At 35.7% G+C, this 18,713-nt stretch carries 13 protein-coding genes; all 13 read right to left on the bottom strand.

Annotation, left to right across the window (positions count from 1 at the left end):
- Positions 1-19 precede the first annotated feature (19 nt).
- On the bottom strand, positions 20-1,945 hold the full coding sequence (gene glgB / locus HUE87_RS00990) for a 1,4-alpha-glucan branching protein GlgB (RefSeq protein ID WP_194366897.1): 1,926 nt from the start codon (positions 1,943-1,945) through the stop codon (positions 20-22).
- Positions 1,946-1,964: 19 nt separating this feature from the next.
- On the bottom strand, positions 1,965-3,437 hold the full coding sequence (gene glgA, locus HUE87_RS00985; protein WP_194366896.1) for a glycogen synthase GlgA: 1,473 nt from the start codon (positions 3,435-3,437) through the stop codon (positions 1,965-1,967).
- Positions 3,430-4,263, bottom strand: a complete 834-nt coding sequence (locus tag HUE87_RS00980; RefSeq protein WP_194366895.1) for an ROK family protein — start codon at positions 4,261-4,263, stop codon at positions 3,430-3,432. Before HUE87_RS00980 ends, glgA begins: the two co-directional genes overlap by 8 nt.
- Positions 4,260-5,657 (bottom strand): glycogen synthase, encoded by a 1,398-nt coding sequence (locus tag HUE87_RS00975; protein WP_194366894.1) that lies wholly within the window; start codon positions 5,655-5,657, stop codon positions 4,260-4,262. Before HUE87_RS00975 ends, HUE87_RS00980 begins: the two co-directional genes overlap by 4 nt.
- Positions 5,654-6,676, bottom strand: a complete 1,023-nt coding sequence (gene galT / locus HUE87_RS00970; RefSeq protein ID WP_194366893.1) for a galactose-1-phosphate uridylyltransferase — start codon at positions 6,674-6,676, stop codon at positions 5,654-5,656. Before galT ends, HUE87_RS00975 begins: the two co-directional genes overlap by 4 nt.
- On the bottom strand, positions 6,669-8,705 hold the full coding sequence (locus tag HUE87_RS00965) for an alpha-amylase/4-alpha-glucanotransferase domain-containing protein (RefSeq protein ID WP_194366892.1): 2,037 nt from the start codon (positions 8,703-8,705) through the stop codon (positions 6,669-6,671). Before HUE87_RS00965 ends, galT begins: the two co-directional genes overlap by 8 nt.
- A gap of 8 nt (positions 8,706-8,713) precedes the next feature.
- Entirely contained in the window at positions 8,714-10,750 is a 2,037-nt protein-coding gene (locus HUE87_RS00960) for a glycoside hydrolase family 57 protein (RefSeq protein ID WP_194366891.1), read from the bottom strand.
- 9 nt (positions 10,751-10,759) lie between these two features.
- Entirely contained in the window at positions 10,760-13,258 is a 2,499-nt protein-coding gene (locus tag HUE87_RS00955; protein WP_194366890.1) for a sugar phosphate nucleotidyltransferase, read from the bottom strand.
- 84 nt (positions 13,259-13,342) lie between these two features.
- Complete coding sequence (locus HUE87_RS00950; RefSeq protein ID WP_194366889.1) at positions 13,343-13,621, bottom strand: early set domain-containing protein; 279 nt, start codon at positions 13,619-13,621, stop codon at positions 13,343-13,345.
- 11 nt (positions 13,622-13,632) lie between these two features.
- Entirely contained in the window at positions 13,633-14,592 is a 960-nt protein-coding gene (locus HUE87_RS00945; protein ID WP_194366888.1) for a 6-phosphofructokinase, read from the bottom strand.
- Positions 14,593-14,638: 46 nt separating this feature from the next.
- Positions 14,639-16,288, bottom strand: a complete 1,650-nt coding sequence (gene glgP / locus HUE87_RS00940) for an alpha-glucan family phosphorylase (protein WP_194366887.1) — start codon at positions 16,286-16,288, stop codon at positions 14,639-14,641.
- A gap of 10 nt (positions 16,289-16,298) precedes the next feature.
- A complete protein-coding gene (locus HUE87_RS00935; protein WP_194366886.1) occupies positions 16,299-17,543 on the bottom strand; it encodes a glucose-6-phosphate isomerase in 1,245 nt (414 codons plus the stop codon).
- A 3-nt stretch (positions 17,544-17,546) separates the two neighbouring features.
- Positions 17,547-18,539, bottom strand: a complete 993-nt coding sequence (gap, locus tag HUE87_RS00930) for a type I glyceraldehyde-3-phosphate dehydrogenase (RefSeq protein WP_194366885.1) — start codon at positions 18,537-18,539, stop codon at positions 17,547-17,549.
- Between the last annotated feature and the right edge of the window lie 174 nt (positions 18,540-18,713).

Raw genomic sequence — 18,713 nt, 5'->3', positions numbered from 1 at the left:
CTCTTTGTACATCACTTAATTATTTATCAATTACTTTAAGGTAAATTACACCCAGTGGTGGAAGCGTTACATGTAACATATGTTTACGTCCATGATGCTCTTTTGCTATCGTTTTTATAGGGTTTTCATTGGTAATATTCCAACCATCAAACTCTGCTGATTGAGAGTTGAAAATCTCTTTATAAACTCCCTTTTTAGGAACTCCGATAGGATAACCTTCATGTGTCTTGTCTGAAAAATTACAAATGATAATAATAGGCTTATCTTTTTTCTTCCCTTTTCTAATAAATGAGATAACATTAGCCTGATAATCATTTTCATCAATCCACTCAAAACCTTCGACTTGCACATCATTTTTATGTAAAGAGGGCTCCTCTTTATAGAGTTTATTAAGACTCTTAACAAGAGTTTGCATACCTTTGTTTTGTGGGTTTTCAAGAAGGTGCCAATCTAGACTTTGCTTATAATTCCACTCTCCAAACTGGGCAAATTCCCCGCCCATAAAAAGCAGTTTTTTTCCAGGGTGGGCAATCATCAGGGTAAACAGAGCTCGCAGGTTTGCAAATTTTTGGTTATTGTCTCCAGGCATTTTGTTTATCAAAGAGCCTTTAAGGTGTACAACCTCATCGTGACTAAGCGGTAGAGCATAGTTTTCGTTATACATATAGACAAAACTAAAAGTGAGTTGGTTATGGTAATGTTGGCGGTGAATAGGGTCATTTTTCATATACTTTAATGAATCATGCATCCATCCCATATTCCACTTGTAACCAAACCCTAAACCACCCTCGTTAACAGGGCGACTAACCATAGGAAAGTTTGTAGCCTCTTCTGCAAAAGTCATAATATCACTAAACTCACCGTAGAGACTAGTGTTGAGTTGTCTTAGAAACTTTATTGCGCCTAGATTTTCATTGCCTCCATGCTCATTTGCCAACCACTCACCATCTTCTCTTGCAAAATCTAAATATAGCATAGAAGAAACAGCATCAACACGGATACCGTCAATGTGGTATTTATCTAACCACAACATTGCAGAACTGATTAAAAATGCACGAACTTCATTACGCTCATAGTTAAAAATTGCACTTTTCCAATCTGGATGATAGCCTAAACGAGGATCTTCATGCTCATATAGACATGTGCCGTCAAAGTTCATAAGACCATGCCCATCTGTAACAAAATGTGAAGGGACCCAGTCAAGGATTACCCCGATTCCATAAGCATGCATTACATCAACAAAACTCATAAAATCTTGTGGCGTACCATAACGTGCAGTTGGTGCGAAATAGCCAGTAACCTGATAACCCCACGACCCTTCAAAAGGAAATTCAGTAATGGGCATTAACTCTACATGTGTAAAGTTCATCTCACATAAATACTCTGCCAACTCTGTAGCTGCCTCAGCATATGTTAAAGGGCGATTTGACTCTTCAACCTTACGTCTCCATGAACCTAGATGCACTTCATAGATAGAGATAGGTGCTTTATGAGAGTTTTTTTTATAACGTGATTTCATCCATTCTTTATCATTCCACTTATAGTCATCTATATTCCAAACTCGAGATGATGAACTAGGAGCAACCTCAGCATAAAAAGCGTATGGGTCAGCTTTATCTGGGTTTGCATTATCACCATCAGTTGAGATATGATACTTATAAGTTGTTCCCGGCTCTACATTTTCAATAAAGCCTTCCCAAATTCCAGACTCATCATCACGAACTCTTAGAGCATGTGAATCTATATCATAATTATTAAAATCACCTCGAACTGTTACCCAATTGGCATTTGGTGCCCATAGCGCAAAGTAAGTACCGTTTTGTCCCTCTCTCTCCATCATATGAGCACCTAAGCGTTCATAAAGCTTTACATGTGTTCCCTCTTTAAATAAATAAATATCAAGAGTGCTAAAGCGGCTTATATCATAATAAATAGGATATGTCATTGTCTACTCCTATAGTAGTTTAGTGTTTGCGACGGTTGGCAATAGTATGTCTATATACATCTTCATACGATTTAGCGGCATCATCCCAGCCGAAGTGCATCTGCATTGCATGTTTTTGCATTGCTTTAAAGGCTTTTTTATCACTGTTGTAAATACTTACAGCCCAATGTATAGTCCAGTAAAGCGCCTCATGAGTAGGTAAATCAAACTTAAAGCCATTACCATGTTCATGGTTTTCATCAAAGTTTTCAATAGTATCATCCAACCCACCGGTAGCACGAACAATAGGAAGAGTTCCATAGCGAAGACTATATATTTGATTTAAACCGCATGGCTCAAAAAGAGATGGCATTAAAAAGAAATCACACCCCGCTTCAATTTGGTGAGCTAAAGCATCAGAATAACCTACATATACACCAAATTTACCACCATGTCTTGCTGCTGCATCACTAAAGTAACGTTCTGCCCATTTTTCTCCAGCGCCAAGCATAATAATCTGAATATTTTGCTCCATTAGACCATCGAGTATCCCAGATATTAGACCTATACCTTTTTGTTCTGCAAAGCGTCCAACAAACCCGATTAGTGGTATATTCTCATTAATTTCAAGACCAAAATACTCTTGCATTGCACGCTTACATGTAGCCTTCCCTTGCATATCATCTACATCAAATGTTTGAGCAATTTTAGTATCTATAGAAGGATTCCATTCATCATAATCCACTCCATTTAAAATACCGAAAAGTTTTCCTGAATGTGCTTGGATATGACGCTCTAATCCAAAACCGAACTCTGGTGTCTGAATCTCTTGTGCGTAGCGCTTAGACACAGTTGTAACAGCATCTGCATAGGCAATTCCACCTTTTAGCATATTTATACTATCAAGGCTCTCAAAACTTGTTGGGTCAAAGTGATCCCACCCAGACTCCATAACATCCATAGCACCCTTGTAGAAGTTCCCTTGATGTTGAAGGTTATGAACTGTTAGCACCGTTGGAACATTTCCAAAATCATGCCAAAAGCGTGTTTGAGTCAGTAGTGGGAGTGAAGCAGTATGCCAATCATTTGCATGAATTACATCTGGTACAAAATTCAACTTTTTACAAAGCTGGAGTGCTGCTTTTGAGAGAAATATAAATCTATTATCATTATCTTTAAAAGGCTCATTATCATCATTGTAAAGTTCTTTACGTCCAAAAAACTCTTCATAATCTATAAAATAAACAGGGACATTACTGTTAGGAAGAGGTGCTGTATAAATACCTGCCCATAACTCACCAATTGGCCCCATTGGAACACCTAAAGCACCTTCAAGGTGAGTCAGCTTAGCTTTATCAACCTGGTAATAACGAGGCATCACAACAATAATGTTGTGACCTAATTCACCTAGTGCTTTAGGTAAAGCTCCAGAGACATCAGCCAACCCTCCTGTTTTAGCAAAAGGAACCACTTCGGATGCCACAAATAAAATATTCAATTTTTTCTTAATCATTATAATCCTTCAATAAAAGTGCCCCTTGAAGCGGTGCATCATCTATGTTACTTATGCAAATCTCTATATCTTTTAATGATTGAGGAAGAGCATATTTATCTATATTTTTAGTTATTAAATCTTTAAGATACGGATTTGCTGATACTATGCCACCACCCAATACTAAAACATCGGGATTGAAAATAGTAATAGCTGTAGCACTTGCATATAAAAGAGCCTCTTCAAACGTATCAGTAATTCTTTCCTCAGATATTTTTTTTAGCTCACTTAAACTTGGGTTGCAATCTAGCGCATAATGTTGTACCCAATTTTTCAAAGCAATGCCAGAAGCAAAAAGCTCTATACAATTAGAACGTCCACAGCCACATCTAAACGGTGCTTCTTTATATGGAATATGTCCTAATTCAGCGGCTATGTTATGAGAACCTCTAAGAATTTTCCCTGATTCAACAACACCAAGACCAAGACCTGTTCCAAGATACAGCGCACAAATGTTTTTACTATTATGGTAATTTGCTTCAGCCATTACCGCACATGTTAAATCATTTTCTATCTTAAGAGTGACGTCATAGTTTGACTCAAAAAAACTTTTTATATCTTTTTTATCTATGTTTAAATTTGGTGCGGAGATTATACATCCATCTTCGACCTGCCCTGCATAAGCAATTCCTATAGTGCTTATCCTCTTGTGTTTGTTTAGTATAGACTCAATCCACTCAGCAACTCCAATGGTCTTACTTTTTGTAGTCATAGAGTCAATATGTACATTTGCATCCCATATTTGAGCACGAAGATTACTACCGCCAACATCTATTGCTAAATTCATGCTACCAGCTCCTTGTAGTGATGAATATATGATAGGGCACTTTTATCAAAAGAGAAATCACACTCCATATTAAAGCCGATTACTCTTTTCATCTCTTTGGTATTGTTTCCGAGTTTTAAAGCCCTATCAACTGCATCAAGAAGCGCATCTTCTGTTGGGTGTGAAAACACAATACCTTCTCCGCACTTTTGCTGATTCTCATGTACGGTATCAAGAAGACCGCCAACTCCATGAACTACTGGCACTGCGCCATAGCGCATAGCTATCATCTGGCTCAGCCCGCAAGGCTCATAAAGTGATGGCATTAGCAAAAAATCTCCTGCTGCGTATAAACGATGAGACTTATCTTCGTTGTATCCAAATTGCAAAAATAAATTTTTAAATCTCTTGGCGATAGATACAAGCTTTTGTTTGTAAGAGTTTTCGCCATCAACCTGTATTACTAAAATTAAATTTTTCTTTAGTATCTGCTCTATGGAATCAATAAGTAAATCAAAACCTTTTTGCTCTGCTAATCTGCTAACCATAACAAAGAGAGGTTTTTGAGAAATTTCAAGACTAAGCTCTTTTAAAAGTGCATTTTTATTAAGATATTTAGAGTTTATATTTGTTGAACTAAAAGTAGCTCTGAGTGCTGTATCTGTTTGCGGGTTAAACAACTCCAAATCTATACCATTAATAATGCCAAATATTTTCTCTTTGTGAGTATGTAAAAAAGTGTGAAGACCGCACCCAAATCTCTCACTCATTATCTCTTTAGCATACTGAGGGCTAACGGTTGTAACAATATCACTGTAAGCTATACCCGCTTTTATAAAACTAAGCTGATTATGAAACTCTATCCCCTGCATTGTAAAATACTTTGTATCTATACCGAAATATTTTAGCATTGATGCATCAAAAAGCCCCTGATAAGCAAGATTATGAATTGTGAAAACAGTTTTAATCTGTGGCGCAGACTCTTTTATCCACAATGCGGCCAATGCAGTATGCCAATCATTAAGATGTACTATATCTACATGTAGCTCTTTTGCCAACAAAACAATAGCGGCACAAAAGATTCCAAAATTAGGATTATTGTTAGCATATGAACCACTGCTGCTGCTATATAACTCTTGGGAATCGCTTAACATTGGTGTTTGAATAAAGTACGTTGTTACGCCTTTATAATTACTCGTATAAAGAGTGATAAGATGAGTAATATCACCTAATATTACACTAAAGCTAAGTTCACTTTTTTGCAATAATGATTTATCCATAAAGTCATACAGCGGCATAACACAAACTATATCAACATGTTTACTTAGAGAGTGTGGTAGTGCTTGAGCCACATCTGCGAGACCCCCAGTTTTAGCAAAAGGGAAAATCTCACTTGCAGCAAAAAGAATTTTCATAAAGATTCTTGAGTATTAAATAGCTTTACACACTCTTCGGGAGAAACGGGATTTATCGCCATGCCTGTAGCAATTTCGAAACCGCCAATACGGTAGATACGTGGAGTTATCCGTATTGTAAAGCGATAGTTTTTATCCATGTATGGCATATATGACTCATTTTCAAAATTCGAGTTTAGTGGTGCTAAACGAAAATAAAGGTTATAGTTAAAACTGCCAAGTTGCTTTGAGAGTTTTTGGAAAATCTCTTTAATAATCACTGCCAAATCACTAATCTCATCGCGTGTACATAGCTCAAGAGATGAAATATTGCGTTTTGGAGCAATCATAATCTCAAAAGGAAAACTGCTGGCATATGGACAAAAAGCTACAAAACTGCCTATTTCTGAGACTATACGATCTTTAGCAGATATCTCATTTTGTAAGATATCTTCCACCATTCCGCGTCCATGTCTTTGGTAATATCTCATATTTCGTTCTAAAAATACTATCTCATTTTGCGGCATAATAGGCAAAGCCAATATTTGAGTATGTGGATGTTCTTGTGTTGCCCCAGCTACTGAACCAAAGTTTTTAAAGATACTAATATGTACTAATCTATTATCATTCCTTAAATCTTCAACGCGTATTATCATACTTCTTAGCCAATTTTCAATACTTTGTGTGTCAGCTTCTTCAATATCACACTCATGACATGGTGAGTCAATTAACACCTCATGAGCCCCAACACCTGGAATTGACTCAAACATACTCTCTCTTTTGGATTTATCTTCTAACTCAATTTGCACTGCTTTATATAAGTTTGGTATTACACGAGTTTTCCAACCTGCAGAATTTGGTGAATTATCACGCATGGCATAGAGCTCTGGTGGAGTTAGCACTTCATTCCCCTCACAAAAAGGACAACGTTGATGTAATTTTTTTAATTTTATGGGCGCAAGCAAGTCTGGTCTTCGAAGTCGCTCTGGTGCAATCAATACATACTGATTATGCATTCGATCAAGACGGATTTCAGACATTAGATACTCCAAGATTTATTTGCATATTTAAGCTAGACTCAAACCCCAGTGAAAAGATTAAAGATATCTGCTGTGCAACTGTGTCAAATCCGCTTTCACTTTGTGAGACAGTATTTAAAATATAAGCGTGTAAATTACACTTTTGGCTACATGTAAGAGTAATCTTTTTTTCTGTAAAAGTATCTACAATCGTAAGTGTGTCAATATCATTTATACTCAATCCATCCTCAACTTTTTGACCATTAAGTGTAGCATGATGAGGGTGAGCCAGATGAAAATTACACTCCATTGCGTAAAATAATTTTTTGGTATATTCACTGTTGCATATAAGGTCTAAAGTTACACTTTCATTATCAAAGGTGTAGATTTTTTCAACTTCATTCACATAGTGCTTATCCAGATAGATACCGCCTTTGCGCCTAAATGAATTGGTTTTTACATCTAGCTCAAATGGTTTATTGGCAAAATCACCAACTTCACAAAACGAGAGTGTTCTAAAACTCTCCAGCTCAAAAGGCTCAGCTGTAAAATGGTCTATAAATGAATGTTTTGGGTGCCAGTCATAAATAAGTTCAGCTTTTAGACTCTCATCTATATCCTCAGAACTATTATGTATTGTTTCAATCCCATCTCTATTTTCATCGCTGCTTGCTACTTTACTCTCTATTGGATTAAGTATTTTTCCATGATATGCCTCTTTACGTCGCATAAGTGTATTTTGCCAGTTAAAGAGCTTATCAAGTGAACCAAACTCAATCATCTGTCCGCCCCAGCGACTTGAAAAAACGGTTGAGAGTGATTTACTTAACACTTTCAATTCATCATACCCATCCATATCTATATCTTTACGCTCAAAAGAAATCTTGTTTTTAGCCTGTTCACGTTCAATCTCTAGTAAATGTCGATAGGCATTATCGCGTAAATTTGGGAGATATATACCCCCAAAGACACCATGCCAAAAAACATCGTTTGTCTGCATTTTATAGAGACTCTCCAATGAGGAAGCTTTAAGACTCTCCTGCTGAACACTGTGAGAAAGCATCCGTTTATGCAAATAATTGCTCTCATGGTATTTAATAAAAAAATTTTTCCAGATACCGCCTTTAATAAAAGCTACACCCATCTTCTCTATATACTCACTACCAACATGTGATTTCAGCTCTTCTAGTACAAGAGTATTCTCACTGCTTAAACTCCACTCTCCCATTTCAAAATAGGATGTATCATTAAGATACGCGAGGCCTCGCGAGTGCTTCTGTGTAAGATATTTACTATAGTGCATTGTCTCAATATTTTCATGGGCTATAACAGCTTCTACAAAACTTTTTAGCCATTTTTCCTCATAAACCCACTTATGCGTCTTTGGCCATAGTCCAAATTTTTCAGCATCGTCAAATATAATAGCAGCAGAATCTTCTTCTTTAGAACAATCAAGTATCGCATCAATAGCACGCTCTACACTAAAAAATGGAAGTGCATAACGAAGTGACTGTGAAATAGGAAAAAGTGCGAGAGGATAACCACCCTCTTCTGTCATATAATATCCATCCATCTTTGATGCGCTAAACCCGCTGCTTAAAAAGTGATAATCATCAACAATAGCGTAATTTATTCCTACTTTATGCAAGTCTGGAACTATTGATGATTCCCACACTCTCTCTGTTAGCCACAAACCCTCTGCTGTTGCATCTAGATGCTCTTTTATATAATCATTCAGCTTATTAACCTGAGCTTGACGATCACGAGAGGGGATAGAACTAAGTACCGGTTCATAATAACCAGCACTTACCCATTCAATAGCACCTTTTTTAGTCAATTTACTCATATTGCTAAATATTTTTGGATGCTTAGTGCGGATTTGGTCCAGCAACCAACCACTACAATGCACAGCAAATTTGAAATCAGGGTACTTAACCATCGTCTTAAAAAATGGTCCATAACAGAGCTCTATCGCTTCATCAACTGCCTCGCCAAAATTATCTACTGGCTGATGCATATGTATACCAAACAACAAAGAAACTTTTTTCATACTAACTCCTAAACATACCAGTTTTCACTATAATCAGTTGTTAAATCAATCTCTAGTTCACCAAAACCTGGAAGTGTCTGAATAATAACATCTCCTTGTGTGAGTTCAAAACGAATCTGTATCTGATCAACTTTTATTGAGCTTTTTTCGATACGAAGCTCTAAGATATTTTTAGCCGCAATTTCAACTTTTATATCTCCAAAATACTCTTCATTATTTAACTTTTTTAAAGAGTTAAGCTCAATATTCTCATTAAACCCTATTGGTTCTATAATAATCCCTATTGTATCACTCTCATACAGTTTAGTAATATCAGCATCAAAGGCAAAATAGACAGATGTCTCATCTTGACCATAGAGTATTTTACTAACTGGTCCTCTGACTCTATCCATTGTAGAGAAAAGTTTGCTCTCGTCAACAACACCACACCCTATCCACTCAAAAAATGAGTCATGGATACCATTAGTTGTAGGCGAGATATGAGACTGAGGTCGCAACCAGAAATTTTGAGAACTTCTATCGCCAATAATTGTCTCAAAAAGGTCTGATGGTGGAGCGATATTCATTAGATCATAGATGGAGATTAGGTGTGAGCGAAACAGCATATCAAACTCAGCACCAAACTCTGTAAAGTGATCATCACCATACCACCAAAACCAGTCAGAACACTCAGCCGCCAAGAAGTGATTGGTTATCTTCTCTTTTGTCCCACTGTCGAGTGTTGTTTCATGGTGATTATAATCGCGTTTTGTAAGATAAATCAGTTCCCAGCCACGTGTTTTTTCATTATGCCCAACCCAGGTATTAAATTCACCATGAATCCAACTCCCAGGAGATAGATTGTTTAAAGGCTTAGTTGGAAGTTTAGCAACATCATCCATGTGAAGTGTTTTGCACCATAAAGTATTATTGATTTTTGTATAAAGTTCATCAAAAAAGTCAAATGCGTTATTATCAAAAAATTCCCAAGCATTTTCACCATCTAATATAATAAAAACTGTCCCTTGTGGATTTGATTCATTAATGGAAGAAAGAGAAGAGATAAAATGGTTAGCTGCTTTATTAGCGTCCCAATACCTATATGTAAATCCAATATGATCGCTTAGTCCATGATCACGAAAACCTATACACATGTCACTATAATTGTATGGTGTATAGAGTGTACTTCTATCTGCATTTCCTAGTGACTTAAATAGTATTGCTTCATCTGTAGCAATCCATTTAATCCCACACTCTTTTAAGAGTGCCACACTTTTTTCATCTACAGCACCCTCAGCTGGCCAAAAGCCTTCTGCTACAAAACCAAAAGTCTCTACAAAGAGGTCTTGAGCTCGTATTACTTGAAGTAAGGCATCATCTTCAAGAGAAGTGTGCTGCTTTGGGATTTTTGTTGAGTGGTTAGCCTTAACAGCGTTTTGCATATCCATAAGAAGTGGTAAAATAGGATGATTAAGTGGTGTGGTAGAGATAGATATACGTCCATCTTTATATAGTTTTGTGTAGTAGTCAAATATCGTTGCTACAAATTTAGATAGCTCACGCAGCAGCACTCTTTTATCTTCACAGTTGTAATTGCGCTCTTTTTTAATCAAACGACCAATTAACTCATTGTTTGAACGCAGATATATTCCACACCAGGAGAGTATAAACAGTACCTGCATGTCAAAAAGCTCATTATCATTATAATGCTCTTTTTTATGCAGTACTGCATAAGATGGCAATACCAAAACCATTGTTTCAAACGGAGTACTTTTGCATAATTTTATCATCCAATTGCGATCCGTTTCGTTTAGTAAAACAAGATCTTGCATCCATAGATTTAAAAAACGATCATGTTTCTGAGGCTCTTCATAATAAAGTTTAAGCTGCTCTATCAATGGAGGTGTAATATTAAAGGTAGCTTTTAATCCTTCATGACGTGCAAGCATCCACGGCATATCATAGTAGTCTTTAATAGCATGTAAAAACACCCATGGCATCTGCATAACACCCGATCCATCACGATAGTCAGGCTGATGCATATGCCACATAAAACTAATGTTCATAAATTTCCTTTATAATGCTGACCATTCTTCTATTTTGGCACTATAATTATCGTATATTATATCTCCAGCTGCTTTGTTTTGAGCTTGAATATAGATATTTAGATGATCACTGTAGTTATCTGGAATCATTAATATCCAGTCTGTATTATTTTCCCAAATCTTAACGCCATCAATAGATGAGGATTGTTTATCTTTTGAATGCTCTAAAAACTTTCTCATCATCTTACCCTTAAGCGCCTGAGTGCACTCGATTTGTAATGAACGATAATCAAAAGAATCAATTCTACTTGATAAATCAGAAAGTTTCACACCATGTAAATTTAACAGTTGCATTATTTTAATGCTTGCGTACATAGCATCTCTTGTAACACTAAACTCAGTAAAAGCGAAATTACCATCAACTGTAGCGACAAGAGCATACTCTTTTAGTTTAACAGCTTTAAAGTTATAGTAACTACCTCTCTCTATTTCCAAGTTATCAAATTTAACTATATCTGGAGCCCAAGTTGGTAAAAATACTTTTTTTCTCTCTTGTGATTTATCCATATTCAGGAGATGCAATACCACGAGCAGGGCATTAACTTTATCAAGAACTTCACCCTTGTCTGTCACAATACTGATTTGCTGTTCATTTGGATGTATTATAATACCCATATCGTAATTTAGGCTTTTTACTATACCTGAAATATCATCTTCAGAGCGTTTCTCAATCGCTGCAAGATTAAATAGCCTCTTCTCGTCATAATAAGCATTTAGGACAATGTTTTTTATACCAAGATTATTTATTATACCTGGAAAAACATCAGCTGTTGTTCCATACATTAAATCTATCGAAACACTGAAGTTGGCATTATTAATTGTGCCTGCAAACTTGTCCTCAACAGCCTTTTTATATAAACTTGCCTCTCTGGCATTTACTGTCTCATAGATAGAACCTATTTTAGAGTGTTCAACACGACGAAATTTTTCAATAAAAAAAGCTTTCTCAATCGCTTTGGCCGAATTAGAATCAATACGAAGTGCCTCTTCATTAAATAGTGTAATCTGCGAGCCAGTAGCATCCATAAGAGACTGCTCAACATACGCACCACCAATAAAGTTATCATCATTTACTAGAGCGTATCGCAGTACTGACGGAGGAGTTCTTCTAAGGTCAACAACATTTATTCCAGCAGAGAGAAGACCACTTAAAAATGCTCTCTTGAGCATTCGTGAGCTCTTATCGTAATCACATGCTATAATCACCTTTGAGCCGATTGGGAGTTGAGCAGCAAAAGCTTCTGCTAATTTAGTAGCCATCTCACATGAAAGCTCAACATTACTTTTACCTGATACGCTTCCGTTTTCAAAAATTGAGTTTTTATAGCGGCTTCCCCACACTACATTGTTACTAACAATAGAGGCTGGCTCAATTTTTTTATCAGGCCAGATTGTAACATCTTGCTCAAAAGTCGTCAGTTCACCAATCTCACAACCCTCAGCTAATATCAATCCTGCTTTAACATTAACATGTTTATTAATTACATTGTCATTACATATAACGCTGTTATTTAGTCGCACATTTTTTTCAACAACTATATTTTCCCAAAGAACACTATTGAAAATACTACTGTCGCTTCCAATCTTTACGTTATCACCTATAACAGCATTATTAAGCTTAACACCCTTTTCAATCGTTACATTTTTACCAAGTACAACATTACCCATAATCTCTATACTTTTATCGAGTTTATACGGTTTGTCGCTATACAATACACCACTAGTGTAGAGTTCTTTATTCCCAGGGATTGGAAAATTAACTCGATTTCCTAAAATATCTGAATATACATCCCGATAACTTTCAGGATTACCGACATCACGCCAGTATCCCTCAAAGTTATAACCCATAAGCTGAATCTCTTCTTTCATAATCAAAGGAAACAGATCTTTTCCAAAATCAAAGTTTTTACCCTTAGGTATATAACTTAGAATTTCAGGTTCAATTATATAGATGCCAGTATTTATAGTATCACTAAAAACCTCACCCCAACTTGGCTTTTCAAGAAACTTTTCTATCACATTCTCTTCATTTGCGATTACAACACCAAACTGCAATGGATTCTCAACAGATGTCAAACCAATAGAGAGTTTTGATTTTTTATTTTCATGAAAGTCAAAAAAGCCCTGCATGTCAAAGTCAGTTACTAAGTCACCGCTAATTATAATAAAATTATCATCACCTATATACTCTTGAGCTAATTTCACCGCTCCTGCTGTACCATAATCATCATCTGGTATAACATATGTAATTTTAATTCCAAAGTCACTACCATCTTTAAAATAGTCTTGAATTATCTCAGGCTTAAAATATAAAAGTATTATAAACTCTTCAATGCCAAGATTTTTCAACGTCATCATAGTATGTTCCATCATCGGACGATTTACAATTGGCAACATTGGCTTTGGTCTAGAATTTGCAAGTGGTTGAATTCTTGTACCGAATCCACCTGCCATTACTACTGCTTTCACTATTAACTATCCTCTCAACTAAACAAAAATTGGTTTTGTATATTATACTTTATTAATTATTAATTACTTATTGTTAAATGTTAATTAAAGTTTTAATAAAGTGTTATGAGAACCAAATGGTGATAGAATATTCCCTAACTCACTGTCACACTCCCATCTATTTTCATTTATGCGATAACCAAATTGATAATCGTTATCTAAAGGAAGAACTTTTGTGATATAAAATTCACCGCTTTTCTTAACCTTCATAGGCTCATCTTTCCAATCACTCCACTCACCACAAATAGCTACACTATCTCCGTCATTTGGCATAACACTAAATGTAACCCAAGCTTTTTGACCTTTTGCTGTAATCTTTACCATGTTTTATCCTTTTAATCTAAATAGTTTATAGCATCTAAATAATGCTGGGGCATCATATATTTATTAGATACAACTTCTTTTATATCAAGTAGTTTAAAATCACCTTTTTGATAAACTACAACCTTGCTAGAATCAGTGTGAGTAAGGAGATGGTCAACAGCTATGATTGTAAAATCAAATGCCATCATACGGTCATACACAGTTGGATTACCACCACGCTGAATATGACCTAGAATACTTACACGGGTTTCTAGACCAAAACTATCCTGCAACCAGCTATGAACTTCGCTTGTCTTTTTTGTTCCTTCAGCGACAATAGCAAGGATATAGTTTCGTCCCTCTTTGACCTCTTTTTTAAGTCTTTTTTCTAGTGACTTTGGATTAAACGGTACTTCTGGAATTACACATACCTCAGCACCACTAATCATAGATGATACAATTGCTAGGTATCCACAATCACGCCCCATAACTTCAACTAAAAAAGCACGGTTAAAAGAGGTTGCCGTATCACGTATTTTATCAAGAGCATCACGTATAACATTTAGTGCAGTATCAACACCTAAGCAATATTCTGTTCCATATATGTCATTATCAATTGTTGATGGGATACCTACAAAGTTGAGATCAAACTCTGAACTAAACTTCTCCATAGCCCTAAATGAACCATCCCCACCTAAAACAACCAAGCCTGTAATATTGTGAGCTTTTAGGTTATCAAAAGCTTTTTGTCTGTACTCATGCTCAAAAAATCGCTTGGAGCGTGATGAACGAATTATTGTGCCTCCATTATGGATGATACCGGCAACAATTTTGTGACTTGCTTTTTTAATCTTATTATCAATCAAGCCCTCAAGACCATCATAAATAAGATAAGACTCTTCACCTTTTTTATGGGTATAATCAACAAACTTTTTAATTGCCGGATTCATACCAGGTGCATCGCCGCCTGAACTCATTATTGCTAAAGCCATTATCTACTCTCCTCCTTGCATAAAGTTTAAATTTGAGCTCATTTCATCAACTTTTATAGTCATACATATGTATATAGTATTCCGCTACCATACGGCCTGAATTAAACTCGAACTCAACGTCTGTCATAGCGCTTTTCATGATTTCTGTCCATTTAGCTGGCTCATCATAATAAATTGGAATAATCTTATTCTCTAAAATATCCATCAAATTTTTATTATCTATACGGTCCTGCTCTTCAATAGGAAGCTTATGGTCAAGTGCGGGGATAGTAAATGCGTTTTTACCATCTAGAGCAAACTCAGGATGCCAGCCATCATCAATAGACAAGTGAACTGAACCATTCATACTAGCTGTCATACCACTTGTACCACTAGCTTCACGTGTAATACGAGGTGTATTTAGCCACACATCACTTCCCTCTTTCATAAGACGTGATAGATACAGTTCATACCCCACAAGAACTGCCATGTTTTTATAATAATGGCTCATATGTACAAGTTCATTAAATATTTCCATAGCCCCTTCATCAGTTGGATAAGGTTTTCCTGCCCATATTATCTGTACTGGTCTGTCTGTATTTTTAATAAATTTTATAAATCTGTCAATATCATATTTTAATAGTCCTGGTCGTTTATACTCTGCAAAGCGTCGTGCCCAGACTATAGTTAATACTTCAGGGTTGAATATTTTTCCTGTTTGATTTGCTACTATTTCAAAAAGAATTTTTTTAAGATGCTTTTTTCGTGCTATGACTTCATAATCTTCATGTTCATCAAGTGCACGTATCAGTGCTTTATCAGTCCAATACTTTTTATTCTGAGCATTTGTTATTGAAATAATTTCACATTTATTTTCAACATTTGCCCACATCTCATTAGCAACTATACCATGAATCTTAGATACCCCATTTGCTATTTTAGAAGCTCTCAGTGCACCAACAGTAAGACTAAAATTATCATCATTGTTGTAGCCGGTAATTTGACGAACTTCAGCAAGTGAATGATTACTAAAGAAACCCATCTCATGTAAAAAGTGAATATTGTGCTCTTCATTACCAGCTTTTTCTGGAGTATGTGTTGTAAAAACAACATGCTTGCGCACTTCATCCATATCTTTATATCGTGAATATAGTTCATAAGCCAGAGGTAGAGAATGCCCTTCATTCATATGATAAATATCTATTGATTGATTTAAAGCTTCAAGAACTTTTGTACCGCCGATTCCCAAAACTATCTCTTGTGCCACACGGGTACGCTCATTTCCATCATAGAGCTTATGAGTAATAGTTTGTGCAAGATAATCATTTTCAGGAATATCTGTTGAGAGAAGAATCATCGGTGCTGTACCAAAAATATCTGGACGTACCAAAAATGCTTTGATCATAACATCTTCACCATGAATTTTTACAGTTACTTTAACGTCAAGCTCTTCTAGAAAATAGTAATGTTTTCGTGTATATTGCGGTCTAAGAGAGCGGTTTTCATTTCGTGATTGGTCATAATAGCCAAAACTCCAAAGCATACCTATACCGATAACGTTTTGCTTAAGATCAAAAACACTGCGCATATGTGACCCTGCTAGAAACCCTAGACCACCAGAGTATATTTTTAAAGCCTGATCAATTGCGAATTCCATAGAAAAGTATGCAACTGATGTCTTGTACTTTTCGTTAATATCATATGAGAATAGATTCATAAAATTTCCTTTAATTTTTTTCTAAATTTTTATATAGAATTTCTTTACCAAGCTCTACACCTGGTTGATTATAGGTGTTAATCATAAGCATCGCACCCATAAGTGAGGTTAATAGCTCATAATAGATAATAATTGCACCAATATTTCCAGGTGTTACTTTGTCAAAAGAAATAGCATCAACTGCTATATCAGACTGAATAACACTCTGCATTGTAGCATCGCACTGGGCATTGATAAGTGTGTTGAAACTTTGATTATTGATAAAGTCTGTCTTCTCAATACCATAAAGTGAAATATCTGGAATTTTAAGATTATTTCCGGCATCCTTAATACTTATAAAGGTAACACTTTTATCGTGAGGTCCTTCAATAATAAGTTCTAAAAACGAGTGCTGATCAACTGAACCAATTAATCCGATAGGTGTTAGTCCTACTCTATTGCCATTAAAATCTATTTTACCGAGTGACTCACCCCAAAGCTGTACATACCACTTTGTTAAACCTTCAAGATGGTCAGCATAAGAGAAAAGAACATTAATGCCATGATTCTTAGAATTAATGTACATGTAGCACGCTTTTTCAAGTAGATGATTCTCACCTCCTTCAAAAAAACTTGTTATAAACTCTTGTGCACCTTTTAAAATATTTTGCACATCATAACCTGCCATTTGAAGTGGCACCACACCAACTGCACTAAGCACAGAAAAGCGTCCTCCAACATTATCAGGTATATTAAATTCCTTAAGATTGTGATGTTGGGCAAATTTTGAGAGTGCAGAGTCCTTATCGGTAATAGCAAAAACACGTTTACGGTCAACTCCATCAAGGTCTAACTTACATGTGGCAATAACAGTTTTTAAAATTGAAGTTGTTTCAATGGTTGAGCCTGATTTTGAGATTATAAAAAATGCAGCTTTGTCTTTTTTAATTTTAGTTAATGTTTCAGATATTGTTATAGGGTCAGAATTTTCAAAATACAAAACCTCTTTAGCATTTGGTGTGTAGGGGCGTAAAATTGAATCAATCGCTTTAATTCCAAGTGAAGAGCCTCCAATACCGATAATTATAATTTGCGTAAATACACCACTATCTATCTCCTTTAATCTCTCAAGAAGCGATAGTGAATTTGATGGCAATTTATAATAACCAATTTGATTACTCTGCATTTCATCTTTTACAACTGCCATAGCACTTTGCATAATACTCGCATTCTCTGGAGTATCTTCAAGAGGAAAATATTTTTGAAATGTCAGCATTACTTACTTTCCGACAAGCACACACATATCAACAAGTCGGCTGCTGTATCCCCACTCATTATCATACCAAGCAAGTACTTTTAGTGTCTTGCCATCAACTAGGCTAGTCATATCAGGTATGTAAGAAGAGCTGTAAGTAGAACCGATAAAGTCACTAGAAACACGTTTATCGTTATCAATTTCTATTAAACCTAAAAATTCTCCTGCTGCTGCTGCATTAAAAGCTGCATTTACCTCTTCAACGGTTGTCTCTTTTTTTAGATTAACTGTTAAATCAACTACAGACACATTTGGAGTAGGAACACGCATAGCATAACCGTTTAGTTTACCTTTAAGGTGTGGCATAACTTTAGCTATTGCTTTAGCAGCTCCTGTCGTAGTTGGAATCATGTTTATAGCCGCTGCACGTGCACGACGCTTATCAGAGCTATGTTTTACATCAAGTATATTTTGATCATTTGTGTATGAGTGAATTGTAGTCATCAAGCCATTCTCAATTCCAAAAGTATCATCAAGAACTTTACAGATTGGAGCTAAACAGTTTGTAGTACAACTAGCATTAGATATGATTGCTTCACCTTTATAATCATTTGTATTAATATTTAAAACAAAAGTAGGTGTATCATCTTTGGCAGGTGCAGACATAACAACTTTTTTAACACCATTTTTCAGATAACCCTGTGCTTTTTCTGTTGTCAAAAATGCACCAGTACACTCAATAACTAACTCAGCGCCAGCAGAACCAAAATCAAGCTCATCAAGGCTACGAGTAGAAAACAGTGCTACTTTCTTACCATCAATTTCTATTGTTTTATCATCAATTACTTTAGCATCAATGCCTTTATGAACACTATCAAACTTAAAAAGATACTCAAGCATATCATGCTTTGCAGTTGTGTTTATTGCTACTAGCTCAACATCATCACGAGATGCTATGATTTTAGCTACACTAATTCCTATACGACCTGTTCCATTTATTGCTACTTTAAGTGCCATTTTTTATTCCTTAGCGTTTATTATTATTTTTTATATATTTGCTGATATTGTATAGCAATAATTATAATAATAATATAAAAAATATATAAAACATCAATATAGCTTTATATTAAAGCAAATACTTCGGTAATCTGTCTTGATTTTTATTGGTCACATAAGTTTCTTTGGGGTCAG

The organism is Candidatus Sulfurimonas marisnigri (assembly GCF_015265475.1).
GTDB classification, from domain to species: Bacteria; Campylobacterota; Campylobacteria; order Campylobacterales; family Sulfurimonadaceae; genus Sulfurimonas; species Sulfurimonas marisnigri.
Note: the sequence above shows the minus strand (reverse complement) of the source record. Positions and strands in the feature narration are given on the sequence as shown.

Bases quoted from the DNA above. Each gene is read 5' to 3' on its own strand.
- HUE87_RS00975 (WP_194366894.1), bottom strand. From the start codon at position 5,657: ATGAAAATTCTTTTTGCTGCAAGTGAGATTTTCCCTTTTGCTAAAACT.
- HUE87_RS00980 (WP_194366895.1), bottom strand. From the start codon at position 4,263: ATGAATTTAGCAATAGATGTTGGCGGTAGTAATCTTCGTGCTCAAATA.
- HUE87_RS00935 (WP_194366886.1), bottom strand. From the start codon at position 17,543: ATGCTGACATTTCAAAAATATTTTCCTCTTGAAGATACTCCAGAGAAT.
- HUE87_RS00950 (WP_194366889.1), bottom strand. From the start codon at position 13,621: ATGGTAAAGATTACAGCAAAAGGTCAAAAAGCTTGGGTTACATTTAGT.
- HUE87_RS00945 (WP_194366888.1), bottom strand. From the start codon at position 14,592: ATGGCTTTAGCAATAATGAGTTCAGGCGGCGATGCACCTGGTATGAAT.
- gap (WP_194366885.1), bottom strand. From the start codon at position 18,539: ATGGCACTTAAAGTAGCAATAAATGGAACAGGTCGTATAGGAATTAGT.
- glgB (WP_194366897.1), bottom strand. From the start codon at position 1,945: ATGACATATCCTATTTATTATGATATAAGCCGCTTTAGCACTCTTGAT.
- HUE87_RS00960 (WP_194366891.1), bottom strand. From the start codon at position 10,750: ATGAACATTAGTTTTATGTGGCATATGCATCAGCCTGACTATCGTGAT.
- glgP (WP_194366887.1), bottom strand. From the start codon at position 16,288: ATGAATCTATTCTCATATGATATTAACGAAAAGTACAAGACATCAGTT.
- galT (WP_194366893.1), bottom strand. From the start codon at position 6,676: ATGTCTGAAATCCGTCTTGATCGAATGCATAATCAGTATGTATTGATT.
- HUE87_RS00965 (WP_194366892.1), bottom strand. From the start codon at position 8,705: ATGAAAAAAGTTTCTTTGTTGTTTGGTATACATATGCATCAGCCAGTA.
- glgA (WP_194366896.1), bottom strand. From the start codon at position 3,437: ATGATTAAGAAAAAATTGAATATTTTATTTGTGGCATCCGAAGTGGTT.